Raw genomic sequence first — 15,341 nt, 5'->3', positions numbered from 1 at the left:
TGTGGCGCCCCACCACAGTAGTGCCGCCCCCGGACGAGATCGTGTCCGGGGGCGGCCGAAGGGGTCAGAACGGGTTGAACATCACAGAACCGTCTGCGCCTCGTCGTACCGCGCGTCCGGCACCGTCTTCAGGTGCGAGGTCGCCTCGGCCAGCGGGACCATCACGATGTCCGTGCCGCGCAGGGCCGTCAGCATGCCGAACTCGCCCCGGTGCGCCGCCTCCACCGCGTGCCAGCCGAAACGGGTGGCCAGGACCCGGTCGTAGGCGGTGGGCGTGCCGCCGCGCTGGACGTGGCCCAGGATGACCGGACGGGCCTCCTTGCCCAGCCGCCGCTCCAGCTCGACGGCGAGGATGTTGCCGATGCCGGCGAAGCGCTCGTGCCCGTACTGGTCCGTGCCGCCCTGCTGGTACTCCATCGAGCCGGGGCGCGGCTTGGCGCCCTCGGCGACCACGACGATCGCGAACCGCTTGCCGGCGGAGAAGCGCTCGCCGACGATCGCCGTCAGCTCATCGATGTCGAACGGACGCTCCGGGACCACGATGGCGTGCGCGCCGGCCGCCATGCCCGAGTGCAGTGCGATCCAGCCGGTGTGCCGACCCATGACCTCGACCACCATGACGCGCTGGTGCGACTCGGCGGTGGTCTTCAGCCGGTCGAGGGCCTCCGTGGCCACGCCGACGGCGGTGTCGAAGCCGAAGGTGACGTCCGTGGAGGAGATGTCGTTGTCGATGGTCTTCGGCACGCCGACGATCGGCAGACCGCCCTGCGCGAGCAGGTTGGCGGCCTTGAGCGTGCCCTCGCCGCCGATCGGGATGATCGCGTCGAGGCCCAGGTCGGCGACGTGGCCGCGGGCCCGCTCCACGCCGTCGCGCAGGTGCGCGGGCTGGACGCGGGAGGAGCCGAGGATGGTGCCGCCGCGGGCCAGGATGCCGGCCACGGAGTCCAGGTCGAGCTTGCGGTAGTCGCACTCCAGCAGGCCGCGCCAGCCGTCGTGGAAGCCGATGACCTCGTCCCCGTGGTCGACGACGGCGCGGTGCACGACGGAGCGGATGACGGCATTGAGGCCGGGGCAGTCGCCACCGGAAGTGAGCACACCAATGCGCATGGCAGAAAGACCTTTGCAACGTGGGCCGACGACCGGACCACGTCGTCCGGTTGGAACTAACCGTCACCCTACAAGCGGATTCCCACTGGACTGAACCATCCTCCACAGGACGGACACACCAAACGGAAGATCGTACGAACGCACGTCGGCCCGGACCCCCGAGGGGAGTCCGGGCCGGACGGGGTGAGCCGCGGGCCGCCGCGGCGCGGGCCGCTACACGGGCTGCGTGGCCGCCGCGATGCGCTCGGCGCGCAGCGCCTCGTACCAGCGGTCGTCTATGGCCGGCAGCGCGTTCACGTCGAGGGCCAGCTTCAGCAGCAGGTCCGCGATCAGCGGGTTGCGGGCCATCACGGGTCCGTGCATGTACGTACCGAAGACGGTGTCGTTGTACGCGCCCTCGGTGCCGTCGCCGGTGCCGTTGCCCCGGCCGAGCCGGGTGCGGGCGAACGGCTTGGCCGTCGGGCCCAGGTGCGTGACGCCCTGGTGGTTCTCGAAGCCCGTCAGCGGGGGGAGGTTCAGCCGCGGGTCGATGTCGGCGAGCACGTCGCCGACGCACCGGTCGCCCTCGCCGCGCACGGTCACGACGTCCAGCAGGCCCAGGCCCTCCTGGCGCTGGCCCATGTCGTTGACGAACTCCTTGCCGAGGATCTGGTACCCGGCGCAGACGGAGAAGACGATCGCCCCGTTCGAGACGGCGCGCTCCAGGCCGCCGTCGCGCAGCAGGCGCTCGGCGGCCAGCCGCTGGGGCCGGTCCTCGCCGCCGCCGATCAGGTAGATGTCGCCCGAGGTGGGGATGGGCTGGTCGCTGCGCACGTCCACGCGCTGCACGTCCAGGCCGCGCTGGCGCGCCCGGCGCTCCACCACGAGGGCGTTGCCCTGGTCTCCGTACGTGCTGAGCAGGTCGGGGTAGACCCACACCAGACGCAGGCTGTTGTCGCTCATGCTCTTGTCCTCTATGGGTGACTAGTTGCCGACGCGGCGGCGCACGTCCTGGAAGGCGGTGTAGTTGGCGATCAGCTCGATCTGCCCGGGCGGCGCCAGCTGCACGGCCTCGTCGAGGGTCTCGCAGACCCGGAAGTCCAGGCCCGCGACCTCCAGGCGGACGGCCAGGTCCAGCTTGCGGTCGCCGATCACGAAGATCGGGTGGCCGGCGAGGCGCGGGTAGTCCACGTCCCACAGCCAGGAGGTGTCGGTGCCGTCCGCGCCGCGGGCGTTGACCGAGAGGACCACCGGCGCCGGGGGGCCGTCGATCAGCGAAAACGTCTCGAGCCAGCCGGCCGGGTTCTTCGCCAGCAGCAGGCGCAGGTCGCGGCCCTGGAAGGAGACCACGTCGTAGCGGCCGGCGACGGCCTGGACCTGGTACATGCGCTCCAGCGCGACCTGCGGGGGCACGCCGAAGACGGCGGCCACGGCGGCCGAGGTGGCGGCGTTCGCCTTGTTGGCGCGGCCGGGCAGCTGGAGGTGGATCGGCCAGGCCGAGCCGTGCGGGTCCAGCACGTGGTCGCCGGAGAGCACCCAGGTGGGGGTCGGGCGGCGGAAACCGCACTCGCCGCAGAACCAGTCGTCGCCCGGGCGCTGCATGACACCGCCGCAGGAGGGGCACGACCAGGCGTCGTCCTTCCACTCCTGGCCGGCCGCGACCCACACCACGCTCTGCGAGGAGGAGGCCGACCAGACGATCAGGGGGTCGTCGCAGTTCGCCACGATGACCGCCTTGGAGCCCTGGAGCCCCTCGCGCCACTTCTCGGCGAGCATGCGGGTCTCGGCCGCGCGGTCCAGCTGGTCGCGGGAGAGGTTCAGCAGGGCGATCACCTTCGGGGTGACGTCCCGGGCCACCCCGGCCAGGTACTTCTCGTCGACCTCGATGACGCCGTACTTGGCGTCCGAGCCGCCGGCCAGGGCGGAGGTGATGCCCGCCGGCATGTTCGCGCCCAGCGCGTTCGAGACGACCGGACCGCTGGCCCGCAGGGCCTCGGCGATCAGACGGGTCGTCGTGGTCTTGCCGTTCGTCGCGGAGACGAGGACGACATCGAGATGCTGCGCCAGCGCGCCGAGGAGATCGGGGTCCAGCCTGAGCGCGACCTTGCCACCGATCACCGATCCGCTTCCGCGTCCCGCGGCCCGCGACACCGCCGCCGCGGCCTTGCCCGCCGTCACGGCCAGCTTGGCCCGCGGCGAAAGCGGCTCCGTGTTGCCTGCCATCGTCCTTTGTCCTCCTAGCGTCGGTCGCCCCAGCCTATCCAGTACCGGCCGGAGCCTTGACCGCGGCGCCCCCGGTCCGCCACGGATCTCCTCATATATTCGCCCGTCGTACCCTTACGGCCATGCGACAGCGCCCCATCCCCGGTACCACCGGACTCGTCCGCACCATGAGCCTGCTGGGTGATCCGGTGCTCCATTCCGCCTGCGCCGAGGTCACCGACTTCGGCCCCGAACTCGACCGGCTCATCGAGGACATGTTCGCCACGATGTACGCCGCCCAGGGGGTCGGCCTCGCCGCGAACCAGGTCGGGGTCGGGCAGCGGGTCTTCGTCTACGACTGCCCCGACGACGATGACGTCCGCCACGTGGGACACGTGGTCAACCCCCGTCTGGTCGAGGCCGACGGGGACGAGTTCCTCGGCCCCGAGGGCTGTCTTTCGCTGCCCGGCCTGGAGGCGGGCACCGCCCGCTTCGACCGCGCGGTCGTCGAGGGGGTCACCTCCGACGGGAAGCCGGTGCGGATCGAAGGCACCGGGTTCTTCGCCCGCTGCCTCCAGCACGAGTGCGACCACCTCGACGGCACCGTCTACGCGGACCGGGTGACCGGTCTGCGCGCCCGGCTGCTGCGCCGGGCCATCCGCAAGACCCCCTGGGGCAGGGCGGCCGGGCAGCGGTAGCCCGGCCGTACGCCGGGGCCCGGGCGGCTCAGAAGCCCGGGCCGTCCGCGCGGTTGCCGGCGGTGGCCAGGCGGCCCCAGAGCAGGTCGGTGAGGCCGGCCACCAGATCGGCCCGGGCACACGGGCGTTCGCCGAGCCACCAGTCCCCGGCGGCGTGCATCATGCCGACGATGCCGTGCCCCCAGATCCGGGCGAGCTGTTCGCCGCCCGGGCCGAGGTCGACGCGCTCGCCCACCACCTGCGCCAGTTCCTCGCCGAGCCGGCGCAGCAGCGGGGCGGAGTGCAGGCCGACGTCGAAGCCGCGCTCGGAGCTCTGCGAGTCCTCGGCGGGGTGCATCAGGAACCGGTACACCTGGGGGCGGGCCTCGATGGCGGCGAGATAGGTGTCGAGGGTGGACTCCACCCGGCTGCGGCGCTCGGCGGGGGCGTCGAGCGCGGCCCGCAGCGAGTCGAGCAGGGCGTCGGTGTGCCGGACGGCCAGGGCCTGGTAGAGCCCCGCCTTGTCGCCGAAGTGGCGGTAGAGGATGGGCTTGGTGATGCCCGCCTCCGCCGCGATGGCGTTCATGGAGGCCTTGGGGCCGTCCCTGAGGACGACGCGGTCCGCCGCCTCGAGGAGCTCGCGCCGGCGGCGCTCGCCGGCTCCCGGCTCGCCGGCTCCGGCCTCCTGGGTGGTCTGCATGACGTGTTTCTCTCCCCGCCCTTGCGATGTGCGTGACGCCCACGCAACGTAACACCCCGCACACCCTGACGTTTGATCCGGCGGCGCTTGACAGTGCTTACCGGCCGGTAACAGACTGTGGCCCTTGTTAAGGTTACCGGCAGTAACTCGCCCATGGGTCGGGTCCGCCGGGTGTGGCCGCACGGCCGTGTGAAGCAGCTGGAGGGGACATGGCGGAGTTCACCATGGAGCTCAACGACGACCAGAAGCAGGTCCGCGACTGGATCCACGGCTTCGCCGCCGACGTGATCCGGCCCGCGGCGGCGGAGTGGGACGAGCGCGAGGAGACCCCCTGGCCGGTGATCCAGGAGGCGGCCAAGGTCGGCATCTACTCGCTGGACTTCTACGCCCAGCAGTTCTTCGACCCCACCGGCCTGGGCATCCCGATGGCCATGGAGGAGCTGTTCTGGGGCGACGCCGGCATCGCCCTGTCGATCGTGGGCACCGGCCTCGCGGCCATCGGCGTCCTCGCCAACGGCACCGAGGAGCAGATCGGCACCTGGATCCCGCAGATGTACGGCACCCCGGACGACGTGAAGGTCGCCGCCTTCTGCTCCTCCGAGCCGGACGCCGGCTCCGACGTCGGCGCGATGCGCACCCGGGCCGTCTACGACCAGGCCTCGGACGAGTGGGTGCTGAACGGCACCAAGACCTGGGCCACCAACGGCGGCATCGCCAACGTCCACATCGTCGTCGCCGTGGTCGACCCCGAGCTCGGCACCAAGGGCCACGCCTCCTTCATCGTGCCGCCGGGCACCCCGGGCCTCTCGCAGGGCCAGAAGTTCAAGAAGCACGGCATCCGGGCCTCGCACACCGCCGAGGTGGTCCTGGAGGACGTGCGCATCCCGGGCTCCTGCCTGCTCGGCGGCAAGGAGAAGCTCGACGAGCGGCTCTCGCGGGCCCGCGAGAAGGCGAAGGCGGGCGGCGAGCGCGTCAAGAACGCGGCCATGGCCACCTTCGAGGCCTCCCGGCCGGCCGTCGGCGCCATGGCGGTCGGCACCGCCCGCGCCGCGTACGAGGTGGCCCTCGACTACGCGAAGACCCGCACCCAGTTCGGCCGCCCGATCATCGACAACCAGGGGGTGGCCTTCCAGCTCGCGGACATGCGCACGCAGATCGACGCGGCCCGGCTGCTGGTATGGCGGGCGTCGTGGATGGCGATCGCGGGCAAGCCCTTCACCGCGGCGGAGGGCTCCATGTCGAAGCTCTACGCGAGCGAGGTGGCCAAGAAGGTCACCGCCCAGGCGGTCCAGATCCTCGGCGGCAACGGCTTCACCCGGGAGTACCCGGTGGAGCGGATGCACCGGGATGCCGCTATTTACACGATCTTCGAGGGCACGAGCGAGATCCAGCGCCTGGTGATCGCCCGCACCCTCTCCGGCATGCCGATCCGCTAGCCGGTCGAGGAGGCGGGGGCGTGTGATCCGCACCACTCGTGAGGGTGGTGCGGGTGGGGGAGTTGGGATGATCATCCCGGTTTGGCGGGGCGTTCGGCCCGGGATCGCGGGGCGGTGCGGCCCTGGTGCGCGGAGAAGATCCGGAAAGCCGGCATGAGCGCATGGTGAGCGGGCATACACACCCTGAACTCGACCTCGAATACGGGTTCCGTCCGGGGGTGGCGATCGGCAATACTCGCCGCCACCGTGGATCGCGGAATCGACCGGGTGACCACCGGCCCTCCCGCCCCACTCTGCGAGGAGGTGCGCCATGTGCTCTCACCAGCCCCCCTGCCCGCCCGCCGACAGCGCCGACCGTGACGCTGCCCGCACCGTGGCCTTCCATCCCGAACAGGGCTGGAGCCTGCTCTGCAACGGCGTGGTGGTCTTCGACGACACCGGGGAACTGCTCCCCGAAGGCCGGACGGTGGAACCCCGTCGCCCGGCCCTGGTCTGAGCGAGGAGGTAGCATGCGCCAGCAGCTGATCCGCAAGCCCGTCCCCAAGCCCGCCCCCCGAGACCTGGACCTGCGCACACCGTCGGGCAGACCCCTCCCGTACTGACGGGAGCTCTCGGATTACCCCGTCCACCGGCTGGGACTCAGCCGGTGGGCGTCGCCGCGCCGCCCCGGAACGCGCTCTCGTACGCCGCGTCCCCGATCGCCGCCCTGGCCTGCCGCTCGCCCCGGTCCCGCAGGGCCGTCAGCGAGGGCGAGCCCATCTGCGGCCGGCCCACCGTGCGCCACCAGGCGTGCCCGGTGCCCAGCAGCCGCGCCGCCAGCTCCCCGTCGCCCAGGCCGGCCACCGCCGCGGCCAGCATGTCCAGGCCGATCGCGATGCCGAAGCGGTCGTTCAGCAGCCGCTTGCCGGACAGCATCGCCCGTACGTGCCGGGCGGCCTCCGCGTGCCGCCCCAGCCCGAGCGCCGAGACGGCCAGGACGTAGTCCGCGTAGGCCCGCATCCAGCGCTCGCCCCGCTCCACGCACGCCGTGCGCAGCCCCTCCGCCTCTTCGGCGGCCTCCTCGAAGCGCCCGAGGTCGCACAGGGCGTACGCGCTCACCAGCTGGCACAGCAGACGGCCCGCCCCGCTGCCCTCGCCGCCGTGGCCCGCCCGCGCCGGGGGGCCCGCCAGCGCGAGCGCGCGTACCGGGTCGCCCGGCATCAGCAGGGACACCGACCGCAGGTAGGCGGCGCGCAACCGGCCCTCGGGGTCGTCGAGCGCGTCGGCGGCCCGCACGGACGCCAGCCCCGTCAGCCGCGCCGCCGCCAGGTCGCCCTGGAGCAGCATCGTCAACCCGAGCGCCCACAGCGCCTGCGCGTGCTCGGCGCCCGTCGGCGGGACCTGGGCCAGGGCCCGTTCGAGGAAGCTCCGGCCCTCCTGGAGGTGGCCGCAGGAGAACCAGAAGAACCAGAGGGCGCCGGCCATCTCCAGGGCCGCGGCCGGGTCCGTCCCGAGCAGGTGCTCCAGGGCGGTGCGCAGCTGCGCGTGCTCGGCGCTCATCCTGCGGTACCAGTCCACCTGCCCGGGCCCCATCCAGTCCCGTTCGGCGGCCCGGGCGAGGGCGGCGTACCAGTGGGCGTGGCGGTCCGCGACGTTCCGTACCTCGTCCAGCTCCGCCAGCCAGTCGTGGCCGAACTCGCGGATGGTGTCCAGCATCCGGTAGCGGGTCCCCGCGCCGCGCTCCCGCGTCCGGCGCACCACGGACTTGGCGACCAGCCCCTCCAGCAGCCGTTCCACCCGGGCCGCGGGCAGGGGCCCGCCGGCGCACACCGTACGGGCGGCGGCCACGTCGAAGTCCCCGGCGAACACCGACAGCCGGGCCCACAGCAGCCGCTCCAGCGGCTCGCACAGCTCGTGGCTCCACCCGATGGCGGTCCGCAGGGTCCGGTGCCGGGGCGGCAGCGCGGCCCGGCCGGTGTCGGCGAGCACGTCGAAGCGGGCGCCCAGCAGCTGGGCCATCCGCTCCAGGGTCCACACCCGCAGCCGGGCGCCGGCCAGTTCCAGCGCGAGCGGGATGCCGTCCAGCCGGCGGCAGACCTCGGCCGCGAGGGCGGCCCGGGCGGGGTCGGCGAGGGTGGCGGCGGCCTGGGGCGAGGCGGCCAGCGCGCGGGACCGGAAGAGGGCGAGGGCGTCGCTGTCGGCTCCCTCGCAGGGCAGCGGCCGGACCTCCAGCACGGTCTCGCCGGGGGAGCCGAGCCGTTCGCGGGAGGTGACCAGCACCGTCAGGCCGGGTGCGGACTGCAGGAGTTCGCCCACCAGGTGCCGGACGGGGGTGACCAGGTGCTCGCAGGTGTCGAGGACCAGCAGCATGGTCTTGTCGGCCATCCACGCGCACAGCTCCTCGTCGAGGGACTGCCCGGCGTGGGCGGCGACGCCGATGGTGAGGCCGAGGGTGTGGGCGAGGGTGGTGGTGAGGAGCCCGGGGTCGCGCAGCGGGGACAGCTCCACCCACCAGACCCCGTCGGGCCGGGCCCGGCCGGGGCGGGCGGCGGCCCGCAGGGCGAGCCGGGACTTGCCGACGCCGCCCACCCCGGTCAGGGTGATCAGTCTTCGTTCGTCCAGCAGGCCTTCGAGACGGTCGAGTTCGGCCTCGCGGCCGACGAAGCTCGCCGTCTCCGGCGGTAGGTTTCCCGGCACGGCGCGAGATTCTGACGCATGGTCGCCACTGCTGGCACCTGCCTGACCGTGGTTGACCGAGTACTCACCGAACACGTTTGTATTGTGCGCGATCTTCTTGCGCGGCAGTGCCGTTCGGCCCGATCGGTGGGGGTGGACCGGTCCACCGGTGTCAGCCGGGGAGGGTGACGCGGCGCTCCTCGGAGAAGGCGCCCCAGTTGCCGTCGGGCAGGCGGGCGCGGAGTTTCAGGGTCCAGACGGTGCCGGCGGGTTCGGTGGTGGTGAGGCGGTAGGAGGCGCGGTCCTTCGGGACGGCGCCGGCCCCGAACCGGATGACGGTGACGGGCCGGTCGTTGACGTAGAGCTGGTACTCGTCCGTCCCGCGGCCGGCGTCCGGGGCGGTCCAGCCCAGGTCGACCGTGCCGGGGGAGGTGGCGGCCGTGAACGCGCCGGGGGCGGTGCCGGGGCCCTGGGCGGGGTCGCCGGGGGTGGTCACGGCGACCGGCGGCCCGTCGGCGGAGCTGTTGTCGGAGCCGTCGCGGGCCCGGACGGTGAAGGAGTAGGCGGTGCCGGGCTGGAGGTCGGTCAGGGTGGTGGCGGTCTCGGCGGCGCCGGCGGTGTGGATCCGGATCCCGCCCTGGTAGACGTCGTACGCCGTCACGCCGGTGTCGTCCGTGGCCGGGGTCCAGGCCAGGCGGACCGTGCGGGGGCCCTCGGCGCGGCCGGTGGTGGCGGGCGGGGCGGTGGGCGGGGCGTGGTCCTCGGGCGGGGCGGCGGGGGTGGCGGCCCGTGCGGCGGGGGCTTCGGCGGAGCGGTTCCCGGCGGCGTCGCGGGCCCGGACGGTGAAGGCGTAGGCGGTCCGCGGGGTGAGCCCGGTGACGTCCGTCATGGTCTTCTCGGCGGGGAGTTCCCGCACCAGCCGGCCGTCCTGGAAGACCTGGTAGCCGGTGACCCCGTCGGCGGGGGCGGCCGACTCCCACATCACGTGGACCGAAGTGGCGCTGCCCGCCTGGGCGCTGAGCCCGGCGGGGGCGTGCGGGGGCGTGGTGTCGCCGTCCGCGCCGCAGGCGCTCAGCGCGGGGGCGCCCAGGCAGAGGGCGAGGGCCGCGAGGACCGCCCCGGCGCGGCGCGGGGCCGTGATGGGTCGCACGGGGTGCCTTCCTCGTACGTGCGCTCGTAAAGGTCTAGACATATATGGCACGGGTGGGGGCGGCCGGACAAGACCCCGGTGGCCGGGAACCGGCGTCCGTATGGCCGGGTTCGTCGTCTTCTGATCTCGTCTGGCATTATTGCGAACTCTTTGCAATAACAGATGATCTTAAACAGGGATGTGCACAGCATGACGGCCCGGAACGTACGGGGAGCCGCCGGCGCGGCGCTCGCCACCGCACTCATCACGGGCGTCACGGCCTGCTCCAACCCCTCGGCCCCCGCCCCGGCCGACACCGCCGTCGTCGGCATCGCCACCGAACCCGAGACCCTCAGCCCCCTCCTCGGCTACGGCAAGGACGGCAACTCCAAGATCTTCGACGGGCTCCTCACCCACGACGCGGACATGAAGCTGAGGCCCGCGCTGGCCGAGGCCCTCCCCGAGGTCTCGGCCGACGGCCGCACCTACACCTTCCGGCTGCGCCAGGGCGTGAAGTTCAGCGACGGGGAGCCCTTCTCCGCCAAGGACGTCGAGTTCACCTACCGCACCATCCTCGACCCGAAGACCAACAACGCCTCCAGGACCGAGCTCGACGCGGTCGAGAGCGTCACGGCCCAGGGCCCCGACCGGGTCGTCTTCACCCTCAAGTACCCCTACGCGCCGTTCGCCGAGCGCACCGTCCTGCCCATCGCCCCCGAACACATCGCGGGACGCCAGGACGTCAACAGCGGCGAGTTCACCACCAAGCCCGTCGGCACCGGCCCCTACGTCCTCACCGGCTGGTCCAAGGGCGAGAAGCTCAGCTTCAAGGCCAACCCCGGCTACTGGGGCGGCGAGCCCGCCGTCAAGAACTTCACCATGGCCGTCGTCAAGGACGACGACGTCCGCGCCACCCGGCTGCGCTCCGGCGAGCTCGACGCCGCGATCCTGCCCCCGGACCTCGCCCGCGGCTTCGGCAAGGACGGGAAGCACAGGACGTACGCGGCCAAGACCTTCGACTACCGCGACGTCACCCTCCCGACCCACCACCCCGTCACCGGAGACGTGGCGGTCCGCCAGGCGCTCGACCTCGCCGTCGACCGCCAGGCCATGGTCGACACCCTCCTCGACGGCGCGGGCAAGCCCGCCTACGGCCCCGTCCCCACCGACAGCCCCTGGTTCACCCCCGGCACCGAGCGCCCCCACGACCTCGACCGCGCCCGGCGGATCCTCGACGAGGCCGGCTGGAAGACCGGCGGGGACGGCATCCGCGTCAAGGACGGCGTCCGCGCCGCCTTCCCGCTCTGGTACACCTCCGGCGACAAGATCCGCCAGGACCACGCCCTCGCCTTCGCCTCCGACGCCAAGAAGGCGGGCATCGAGGTCAGGACCGAGGCCGGGACCTGGGAGGTCATCGAACCCCGGATGAAGACCGACGCGGTCCTCGCCGGCGGCGGCTCCCCGGCCGACCCCGACTTCGACCAGTACCAGCTGCTCACCTCCTCCCTCGGCGGCGACGGCTTCAACAACATGGCCCGGTACGACAACCCGGCCGTCGACCGCGCCGTGTCCGACGGCCGCACCAGCGGCGACCCGGCCGCCCGCAAGGCCGCCTACGACACCGTGCAGCGCGAGCTCGCCAAGAACCCCGGCTACGTCTTCCTCACCCACATCGACCACCTCTACGTCGTCGGCGACAAGTGGCAGGGCCTGAGCACCCAGGTCGAACCGCACGACCACGGCCTCGGCTCCGGCCCCTGGTGGAACGTGGAGACCTGGAAGCCGAAGCAGCGGTGACCGCCCGTCCCCCGCGCCTGCCCTGGGGGCCGATGGCCCGCATGACCGGGCGGCGGATCCTGTCCGCCGCCCCGGTCCTGCTCGCCGTCACCCTCGGCGTCTTCACCGTCGCCGCCCTCTCCCCCTTCGACCCCGTCAAGGCCTACGCCGGCACCGCCGGACTCACCGCCTCCGGGGCCGAACTCGACCGGCTGCGCGCCAACCTCGGCGTGGACCGGCCGCTCCTCGACCGCTGGTGGGACTGGCTCACCTCCGCCCTCGCCGGCGACCTCGGCGACTCCACCGCCCTGCGGCAGCCCGTCGCCGACGCCATCGCCGAACGGCTCGGCTGGTCCGCGCTGCTCGCCGGCTGCGCCTTCGCCGTCGCGGTCCTCCTCGGCACCGGCCTCGGCGTGCTCGCCGCGCGCCGCCGGGGCGGGATCCTGGACCGGACGGTGAGCGGCCTCGCCTACACCCTGGAGGCGGCCCCCGCCTACTGGCTCGGGCTGCTGGCCGTCTGGCTGTTCTCCGTCCGGCTGGGCGTCCTGCCCTCCGGCGGCCTCACCGACGCCGCCTCCACCGAGATCACCCCCGGCCAGGTCGCCACCCACCTGGTGCTGCCCGCCCTGGTCCTCGGGATCTCCCAGCTGCCCTGGTTCTTCCTCTACGTGCGCCAGGGCGTCGCCGACGCCCTGGACGAGGACCCCGTACGCGGGGCCCGCGCCCGGGGCCTGTCACAGCGCCGGGTCCTCCTCGGCCACGCCCTGCGCTCCGGGATGCTGCCGATGCTGACGCTCGTCGGCTCCCGGGTGCCCGAGCTGATCACCGGAGCCCTGCTGGTGGAGACCGTCTTCAGCTGGCCCGGGATCGCCGCCGCCACCGTGCAGGCCGCCACCTCGGTGGACTTCCCGCTGCTGGCCGCGCTGACCGTACTGGCCACCGCCGCGGTCCTGGCCGGCAACCTGCTGTCCGACCTGCTGTACGGGCTCGCCGACCCGAGGGTGGGCTTCGATGGCTGAAGCCGTGCTCTGGCGCGGCCGCGGCCGCGACCGCCGCTCCACCCGCGCCCTGCGGGTGCGCGCCTCGGCCGCCGTGGCGGCGGTGCTGGTCCTGGCCGTGCTGGTGGTGCCACCCCTGGTCCAGCTCGACCAGCAGGCCGTCGACCTCTCCGCGAAACTCCTCCCGCCCTCTTGGGAGCACCCCTTCGGCACCGACGACCTGGGCCGGGACCTGCTGCTGCGCTGCGTCTACGGGCTGCGGGTGTCCCTGCTGGTCGGCCTGGTCGCCGCGCTCGTCGCCACCGTCGTCGGCACGGCCGTCGGCGCGGCCGCCGGTGCGCTGGGCGGGTGGAGCGACCGGCTGCTGATGCGGGCCGTCGACACCCTGTCGTCCGTGCCGCACCTGCTGCTGGGCGTGTTCGTCGTCGCGCTGTTCCGGCCCGGCGTCTGGCCCGTGGTGGTGTCGGTGGCGGTCACCCACTGGCTGTCCACCGCCCGGATCGTGCGCGCCGAGGTGCTCTCGCTGCGCGGCCGGCCCTACGTGGACGCGGCCGTCTCCGGCGGGGCCTCGCGGTGGCGGGTCACCGTCCGCCACCTGCTGCCCGGGGTGCTGCCGCAGGCCGGGCTCGCGGCCGTGCTGATGGTCCCGCACGCCATGTGGCACGAGTCCGCCCTGTCCTTCCTCGGCCTCGGCCTGCCCGCCCACCAGGCCAGCCTGGGCACCCTCGTGCAGGGCGGCCGCGGCTCGCTGCTCGCCGGTGACTGGTGGCCCACCCTCTTCCCCGGCCTGCTGCTGATCCTGCCGACCCTGGCCATCGCCGGGCTCGCGGGGGCCTGGCGCGACCGCCTCCACCCCCGCCGACGCTCGGAGACCGCCCTGTGACCCGCCCCGATCCCACCCCGCTCCCGCCGACCCGCGCCGGCAGCCGCACCGGGCAGGCGGACCCCGCGCCGGGCCCCGCCCCCGTACGGGCCGCCGGCGGGCGCACGTCCGGTATCGGGGCCGCGCCGTGCCCCGGGGCCGCGCCCGAGCCCGGCTCGGCAGACCCCGACACCCCCGTGCTGCGGGTCCGAGGGCTCTGCGTGCGCTTCCGGACGGGCGGTGGCCGCCATGTCGAGGCCGTCACCGGCGCGGAGTTCGCGCTGGCGGTGGGGGAGTGCCTGGTGCTCGTCGGGGAGAGCGGCTGCGGGAAGTCCGTCCTGGCCTCCGCACTGCTCGGACTGCTCCCCGGCAACGCCGAGACCGCGGGCTCGGCCCTCCTGCCCGACGGGCTCGACCTGCTGGCCGCCGACGAGGAGACCCTGGCCCGCACGGTCCGCGGCCGCCGCGTCGCCCTGGTCCCGCAGAGCCCCGCCGCCCACCTCACCCCGGTCCGCACCGTCCGCTCCCACCTGGAGGAGACCGTCCGGGAACTCACCCGCTCCCGCCGCCCGCGCGCGGCCGCCGAGGCCGCCGCCGCCCGGGCCGCCTTCCCCGCGAGCCACCTCGACCACCACCCCCACCAGCTCTCCGGCGGCCTCGCCCAGCGCGCCGCCACCGCGCTCGCGCTCATCGGCGACGCCCCCCTGCTGCTCGCCGACGAGCCGACCACCGGCCTCGACCGCGACCTCGTCGAGCGCACCGCCGACGAACTGCGCGCCCACACCCGGGAATCGGGCCGGGCCCTGCTGATGATCACCCACGACCTGGCCGCCGCCCGGCGCATCGCCGACACCGTCGCCGTCATGTACGCGGGCCGGATCGTGGAACTGGCCCCCGCCGAGACCTTCTTCGGCGAGCCGGGCCCGCGCCACCCCTACGCCCGCGGTCTGCTCGACGCCCTGCCCGAGCGGGCCTTCACCCCGATCCCGGGCAGCCCGCCCGAGCTCGGCGACCTGCCGCCCGGCTGCGCCTTCGCGCCCCGCTGCGCCCTCGCCGACGCCACCTGCCGGACCGTCCGGCCGCCGCTGACCGAAGGGGTGGCCTGCCACCGTGCTTGAGCTCCACGGCGTCACCGCCGGCTACGACCGCCGCAGCCCCGTCGTCCGCGACGCCCACCTCGCCCTGCGCCCCGGCGAGGCCCTCGGCCTGCTCGGACCCAGCGGCTGCGGCAAGTCCACCCTGGCCCGGGTCGCCGCCCTGCTGCACCGGCCCGACCGGGGGACGGTGCTCCTCGACGGCCGCGCGGTGACCGGCTTCCGGCACCGGGCCCCGCGCTCCCTGCGCGTCAGCGTGGGGGTGGTCTTCCAGCAGCCCCGGCTCTCGGCGGACCCCCGCCTCAGGCTGCGCGACCTCGTCGCCGAACCGCTCCGCGCAACGGGCCGTCGTCACGAGGCGGACGAGGCCGTGGCGGCCCTGGCCGACCGGGTCGGGCTGGGGGCGGACCTCCTCGCCCGGCGCCCCCACGAGGTCAGCGACGGCCAGCTGCAGCGCGCCTGCCTGGCCCGGGCCCTCGTGCTGCGGCCGCGCTGGCTGGTCTGCGACGAGATGACGGCCATGCTCGACGCCTCCACCACGGCCGCCCTGGTCGGTGTGGTGGAGGAGTACCGGAGGGAGACCGGAGCCGGTCTGCTGGCCGTCGGGCACGATCCGGTGCTGCTCGGCCGATGGTGTGGGCGCACGGTGAACTGGAGTGACATCGCGGGCGGTTGATCCACTGTTGCGTGTTCGTGAATCCTCCCTCCCGTCCATGGACTCCTCGG

14 protein-coding genes are annotated in these 15,341 nt (G+C 73.9%); 8 read left to right on the top strand and 6 right to left on the bottom strand.

Annotation, left to right across the window (positions count from 1 at the left end; all coding sequences use genetic code 11):
- Positions 1-81 precede the first annotated feature (81 nt).
- The 3 genes from ACFY0O_RS32080 to ACFY0O_RS32070 form a co-directional block, all read right to left on the bottom strand.
- Positions 82-1,107, bottom strand: coding sequence for a 6-phosphofructokinase (locus ACFY0O_RS32080; protein ID WP_358896693.1), 1,026 nt, complete (start codon positions 1,105-1,107; stop codon positions 82-84).
- A gap of 213 nt (positions 1,108-1,320) precedes the next feature.
- Positions 1,321-2,049, bottom strand: coding sequence for a glutamine amidotransferase (locus tag ACFY0O_RS32075; protein WP_358896691.1), 729 nt, complete (start codon positions 2,047-2,049; stop codon positions 1,321-1,323).
- A gap of 21 nt (positions 2,050-2,070) precedes the next feature.
- On the bottom strand, positions 2,071-3,309 hold the full coding sequence (locus tag ACFY0O_RS32070; protein ID WP_388953227.1) for a MurT ligase domain-containing protein: 1,239 nt from the start codon (positions 3,307-3,309) through the stop codon (positions 2,071-2,073).
- A gap of 122 nt (positions 3,310-3,431) precedes the next feature.
- Here ACFY0O_RS32070 and def point away from each other — a divergent pair, with 122 nt between their 5' ends.
- On the top strand, positions 3,432-3,986 hold the full coding sequence (def, locus tag ACFY0O_RS32065) for a peptide deformylase (protein WP_388953224.1): 555 nt from the start codon (positions 3,432-3,434) through the stop codon (positions 3,984-3,986).
- A gap of 28 nt (positions 3,987-4,014) precedes the next feature.
- On the opposite strand, the gene ACFY0O_RS32060 is transcribed toward def, so the two are convergent.
- Positions 4,015-4,665 carry a TetR family transcriptional regulator gene (locus ACFY0O_RS32060; protein ID WP_358896685.1) on the bottom strand — a complete coding sequence of 217 codons (651 nt, stop codon included), beginning with the start codon at positions 4,663-4,665 and terminating at the stop codon, positions 4,015-4,017.
- A gap of 209 nt (positions 4,666-4,874) precedes the next feature.
- On the opposite strand from ACFY0O_RS32060, the gene ACFY0O_RS32055 reads away from it, so the two are divergent.
- Together ACFY0O_RS32055 and ACFY0O_RS32050 are read left to right on the top strand one after the other, a co-directional pair.
- Entirely contained in the window at positions 4,875-6,101 is a 1,227-nt protein-coding gene (locus ACFY0O_RS32055; protein ID WP_388953221.1) for an acyl-CoA dehydrogenase family protein, read from the top strand.
- A gap of 310 nt (positions 6,102-6,411) precedes the next feature.
- Positions 6,412-6,597 carry a DUF5999 family protein gene (locus ACFY0O_RS32050; protein WP_042809879.1) on the top strand — a complete coding sequence of 62 codons (186 nt, stop codon included), beginning with the start codon at positions 6,412-6,414 and terminating at the stop codon, positions 6,595-6,597.
- Positions 6,598-6,740: 143 nt separating this feature from the next.
- Here ACFY0O_RS32050 and ACFY0O_RS32045 read toward each other — a convergent pair whose 3' ends face one another.
- Together ACFY0O_RS32045 and ACFY0O_RS32040 are read right to left on the bottom strand one after the other, a co-directional pair.
- Positions 6,741-8,777, bottom strand: coding sequence for an ATP-binding protein (locus ACFY0O_RS32045; RefSeq protein WP_388953218.1), 2,037 nt, complete (start codon positions 8,775-8,777; stop codon positions 6,741-6,743).
- A gap of 151 nt (positions 8,778-8,928) precedes the next feature.
- Positions 8,929-9,906, bottom strand: a complete 978-nt coding sequence (locus ACFY0O_RS32040) for a fibronectin type III domain-containing protein (protein ID WP_388953216.1) — start codon at positions 9,904-9,906, stop codon at positions 8,929-8,931.
- Between the two features lie 189 nt (positions 9,907-10,095).
- On the opposite strand from ACFY0O_RS32040, the gene ACFY0O_RS32035 reads away from it, so the two are divergent.
- The 5 genes from ACFY0O_RS32035 to ACFY0O_RS32015 all read left to right on the top strand — a co-directional run bounded on the left by ACFY0O_RS32035 (position 10,096) and on the right by ACFY0O_RS32015 (position 15,291).
- On the top strand, positions 10,096-11,682 hold the full coding sequence (locus ACFY0O_RS32035) for an ABC transporter substrate-binding protein (protein ID WP_388953214.1): 1,587 nt from the start codon (positions 10,096-10,098) through the stop codon (positions 11,680-11,682).
- Positions 11,683-11,714: 32 nt separating this feature from the next.
- Entirely contained in the window at positions 11,715-12,680 is a 966-nt protein-coding gene (locus ACFY0O_RS32030; RefSeq protein WP_388953211.1) for an ABC transporter permease, read from the top strand.
- Positions 12,673-13,542: an ABC transporter permease gene (locus ACFY0O_RS32025; RefSeq protein ID WP_388953208.1), complete on the top strand. Its 870-nt coding sequence runs from the start codon at positions 12,673-12,675 to the stop codon at positions 13,540-13,542. The genes ACFY0O_RS32030 and ACFY0O_RS32025 overlap by 8 nt, the downstream gene beginning before the upstream one ends.
- Before the next feature lie 113 nt (positions 13,543-13,655).
- Positions 13,656-14,639: an ABC transporter ATP-binding protein gene (locus tag ACFY0O_RS32020; RefSeq protein ID WP_388953418.1), complete on the top strand. Its 984-nt coding sequence runs from the start codon at positions 13,656-13,658 to the stop codon at positions 14,637-14,639.
- Positions 14,632-15,291: an ABC transporter ATP-binding protein gene (locus ACFY0O_RS32015; RefSeq protein WP_388953206.1), complete on the top strand. Its 660-nt coding sequence runs from the start codon at positions 14,632-14,634 to the stop codon at positions 15,289-15,291. Before ACFY0O_RS32020 ends, ACFY0O_RS32015 begins: the two co-directional genes overlap by 8 nt.
- The last annotated feature ends 50 nt before the right edge of the window (positions 15,292-15,341 follow it).

The sequence above is a fragment of the Streptomyces sp. NPDC001594 genome, from assembly GCF_042893675.1.
Taxonomy (GTDB): domain Bacteria; phylum Actinomycetota; class Actinomycetes; order Streptomycetales; family Streptomycetaceae; genus Streptomyces.
The sequence above is the reverse complement of the archived record's forward strand: the minus strand, read 5'-3'. Positions and strand labels throughout refer to the sequence as shown.

Bases quoted from the DNA above. Each gene is read 5' to 3' on its own strand.
- ACFY0O_RS32080 (WP_358896693.1), bottom strand. From the start codon at position 1,107: ATGCGCATTGGTGTGCTCACTTCCGGTGGCGACTGCCCCGGCCTCAAT.
- ACFY0O_RS32075 (WP_358896691.1), bottom strand. From the start codon at position 2,049: ATGAGCGACAACAGCCTGCGTCTGGTGTGGGTCTACCCCGACCTGCTC.
- ACFY0O_RS32070 (WP_388953227.1), bottom strand. From the start codon at position 3,309: ATGGCAGGCAACACGGAGCCGCTTTCGCCGCGGGCCAAGCTGGCCGTG.
- def (WP_388953224.1), top strand. From the start codon at position 3,432: ATGCGACAGCGCCCCATCCCCGGTACCACCGGACTCGTCCGCACCATG.
- ACFY0O_RS32060 (WP_358896685.1), bottom strand. From the start codon at position 4,665: ATGCAGACCACCCAGGAGGCCGGAGCCGGCGAGCCGGGAGCCGGCGAG.
- ACFY0O_RS32055 (WP_388953221.1), top strand. From the start codon at position 4,875: ATGGCGGAGTTCACCATGGAGCTCAACGACGACCAGAAGCAGGTCCGC.
- ACFY0O_RS32050 (WP_042809879.1), top strand. From the start codon at position 6,412: ATGTGCTCTCACCAGCCCCCCTGCCCGCCCGCCGACAGCGCCGACCGT.
- ACFY0O_RS32035 (WP_388953214.1), top strand. From the start codon at position 10,096: ATGACGGCCCGGAACGTACGGGGAGCCGCCGGCGCGGCGCTCGCCACC.
- ACFY0O_RS32030 (WP_388953211.1), top strand. From the start codon at position 11,715: ATGGCCCGCATGACCGGGCGGCGGATCCTGTCCGCCGCCCCGGTCCTG.
- ACFY0O_RS32025 (WP_388953208.1), top strand. From the start codon at position 12,673: ATGGCTGAAGCCGTGCTCTGGCGCGGCCGCGGCCGCGACCGCCGCTCC.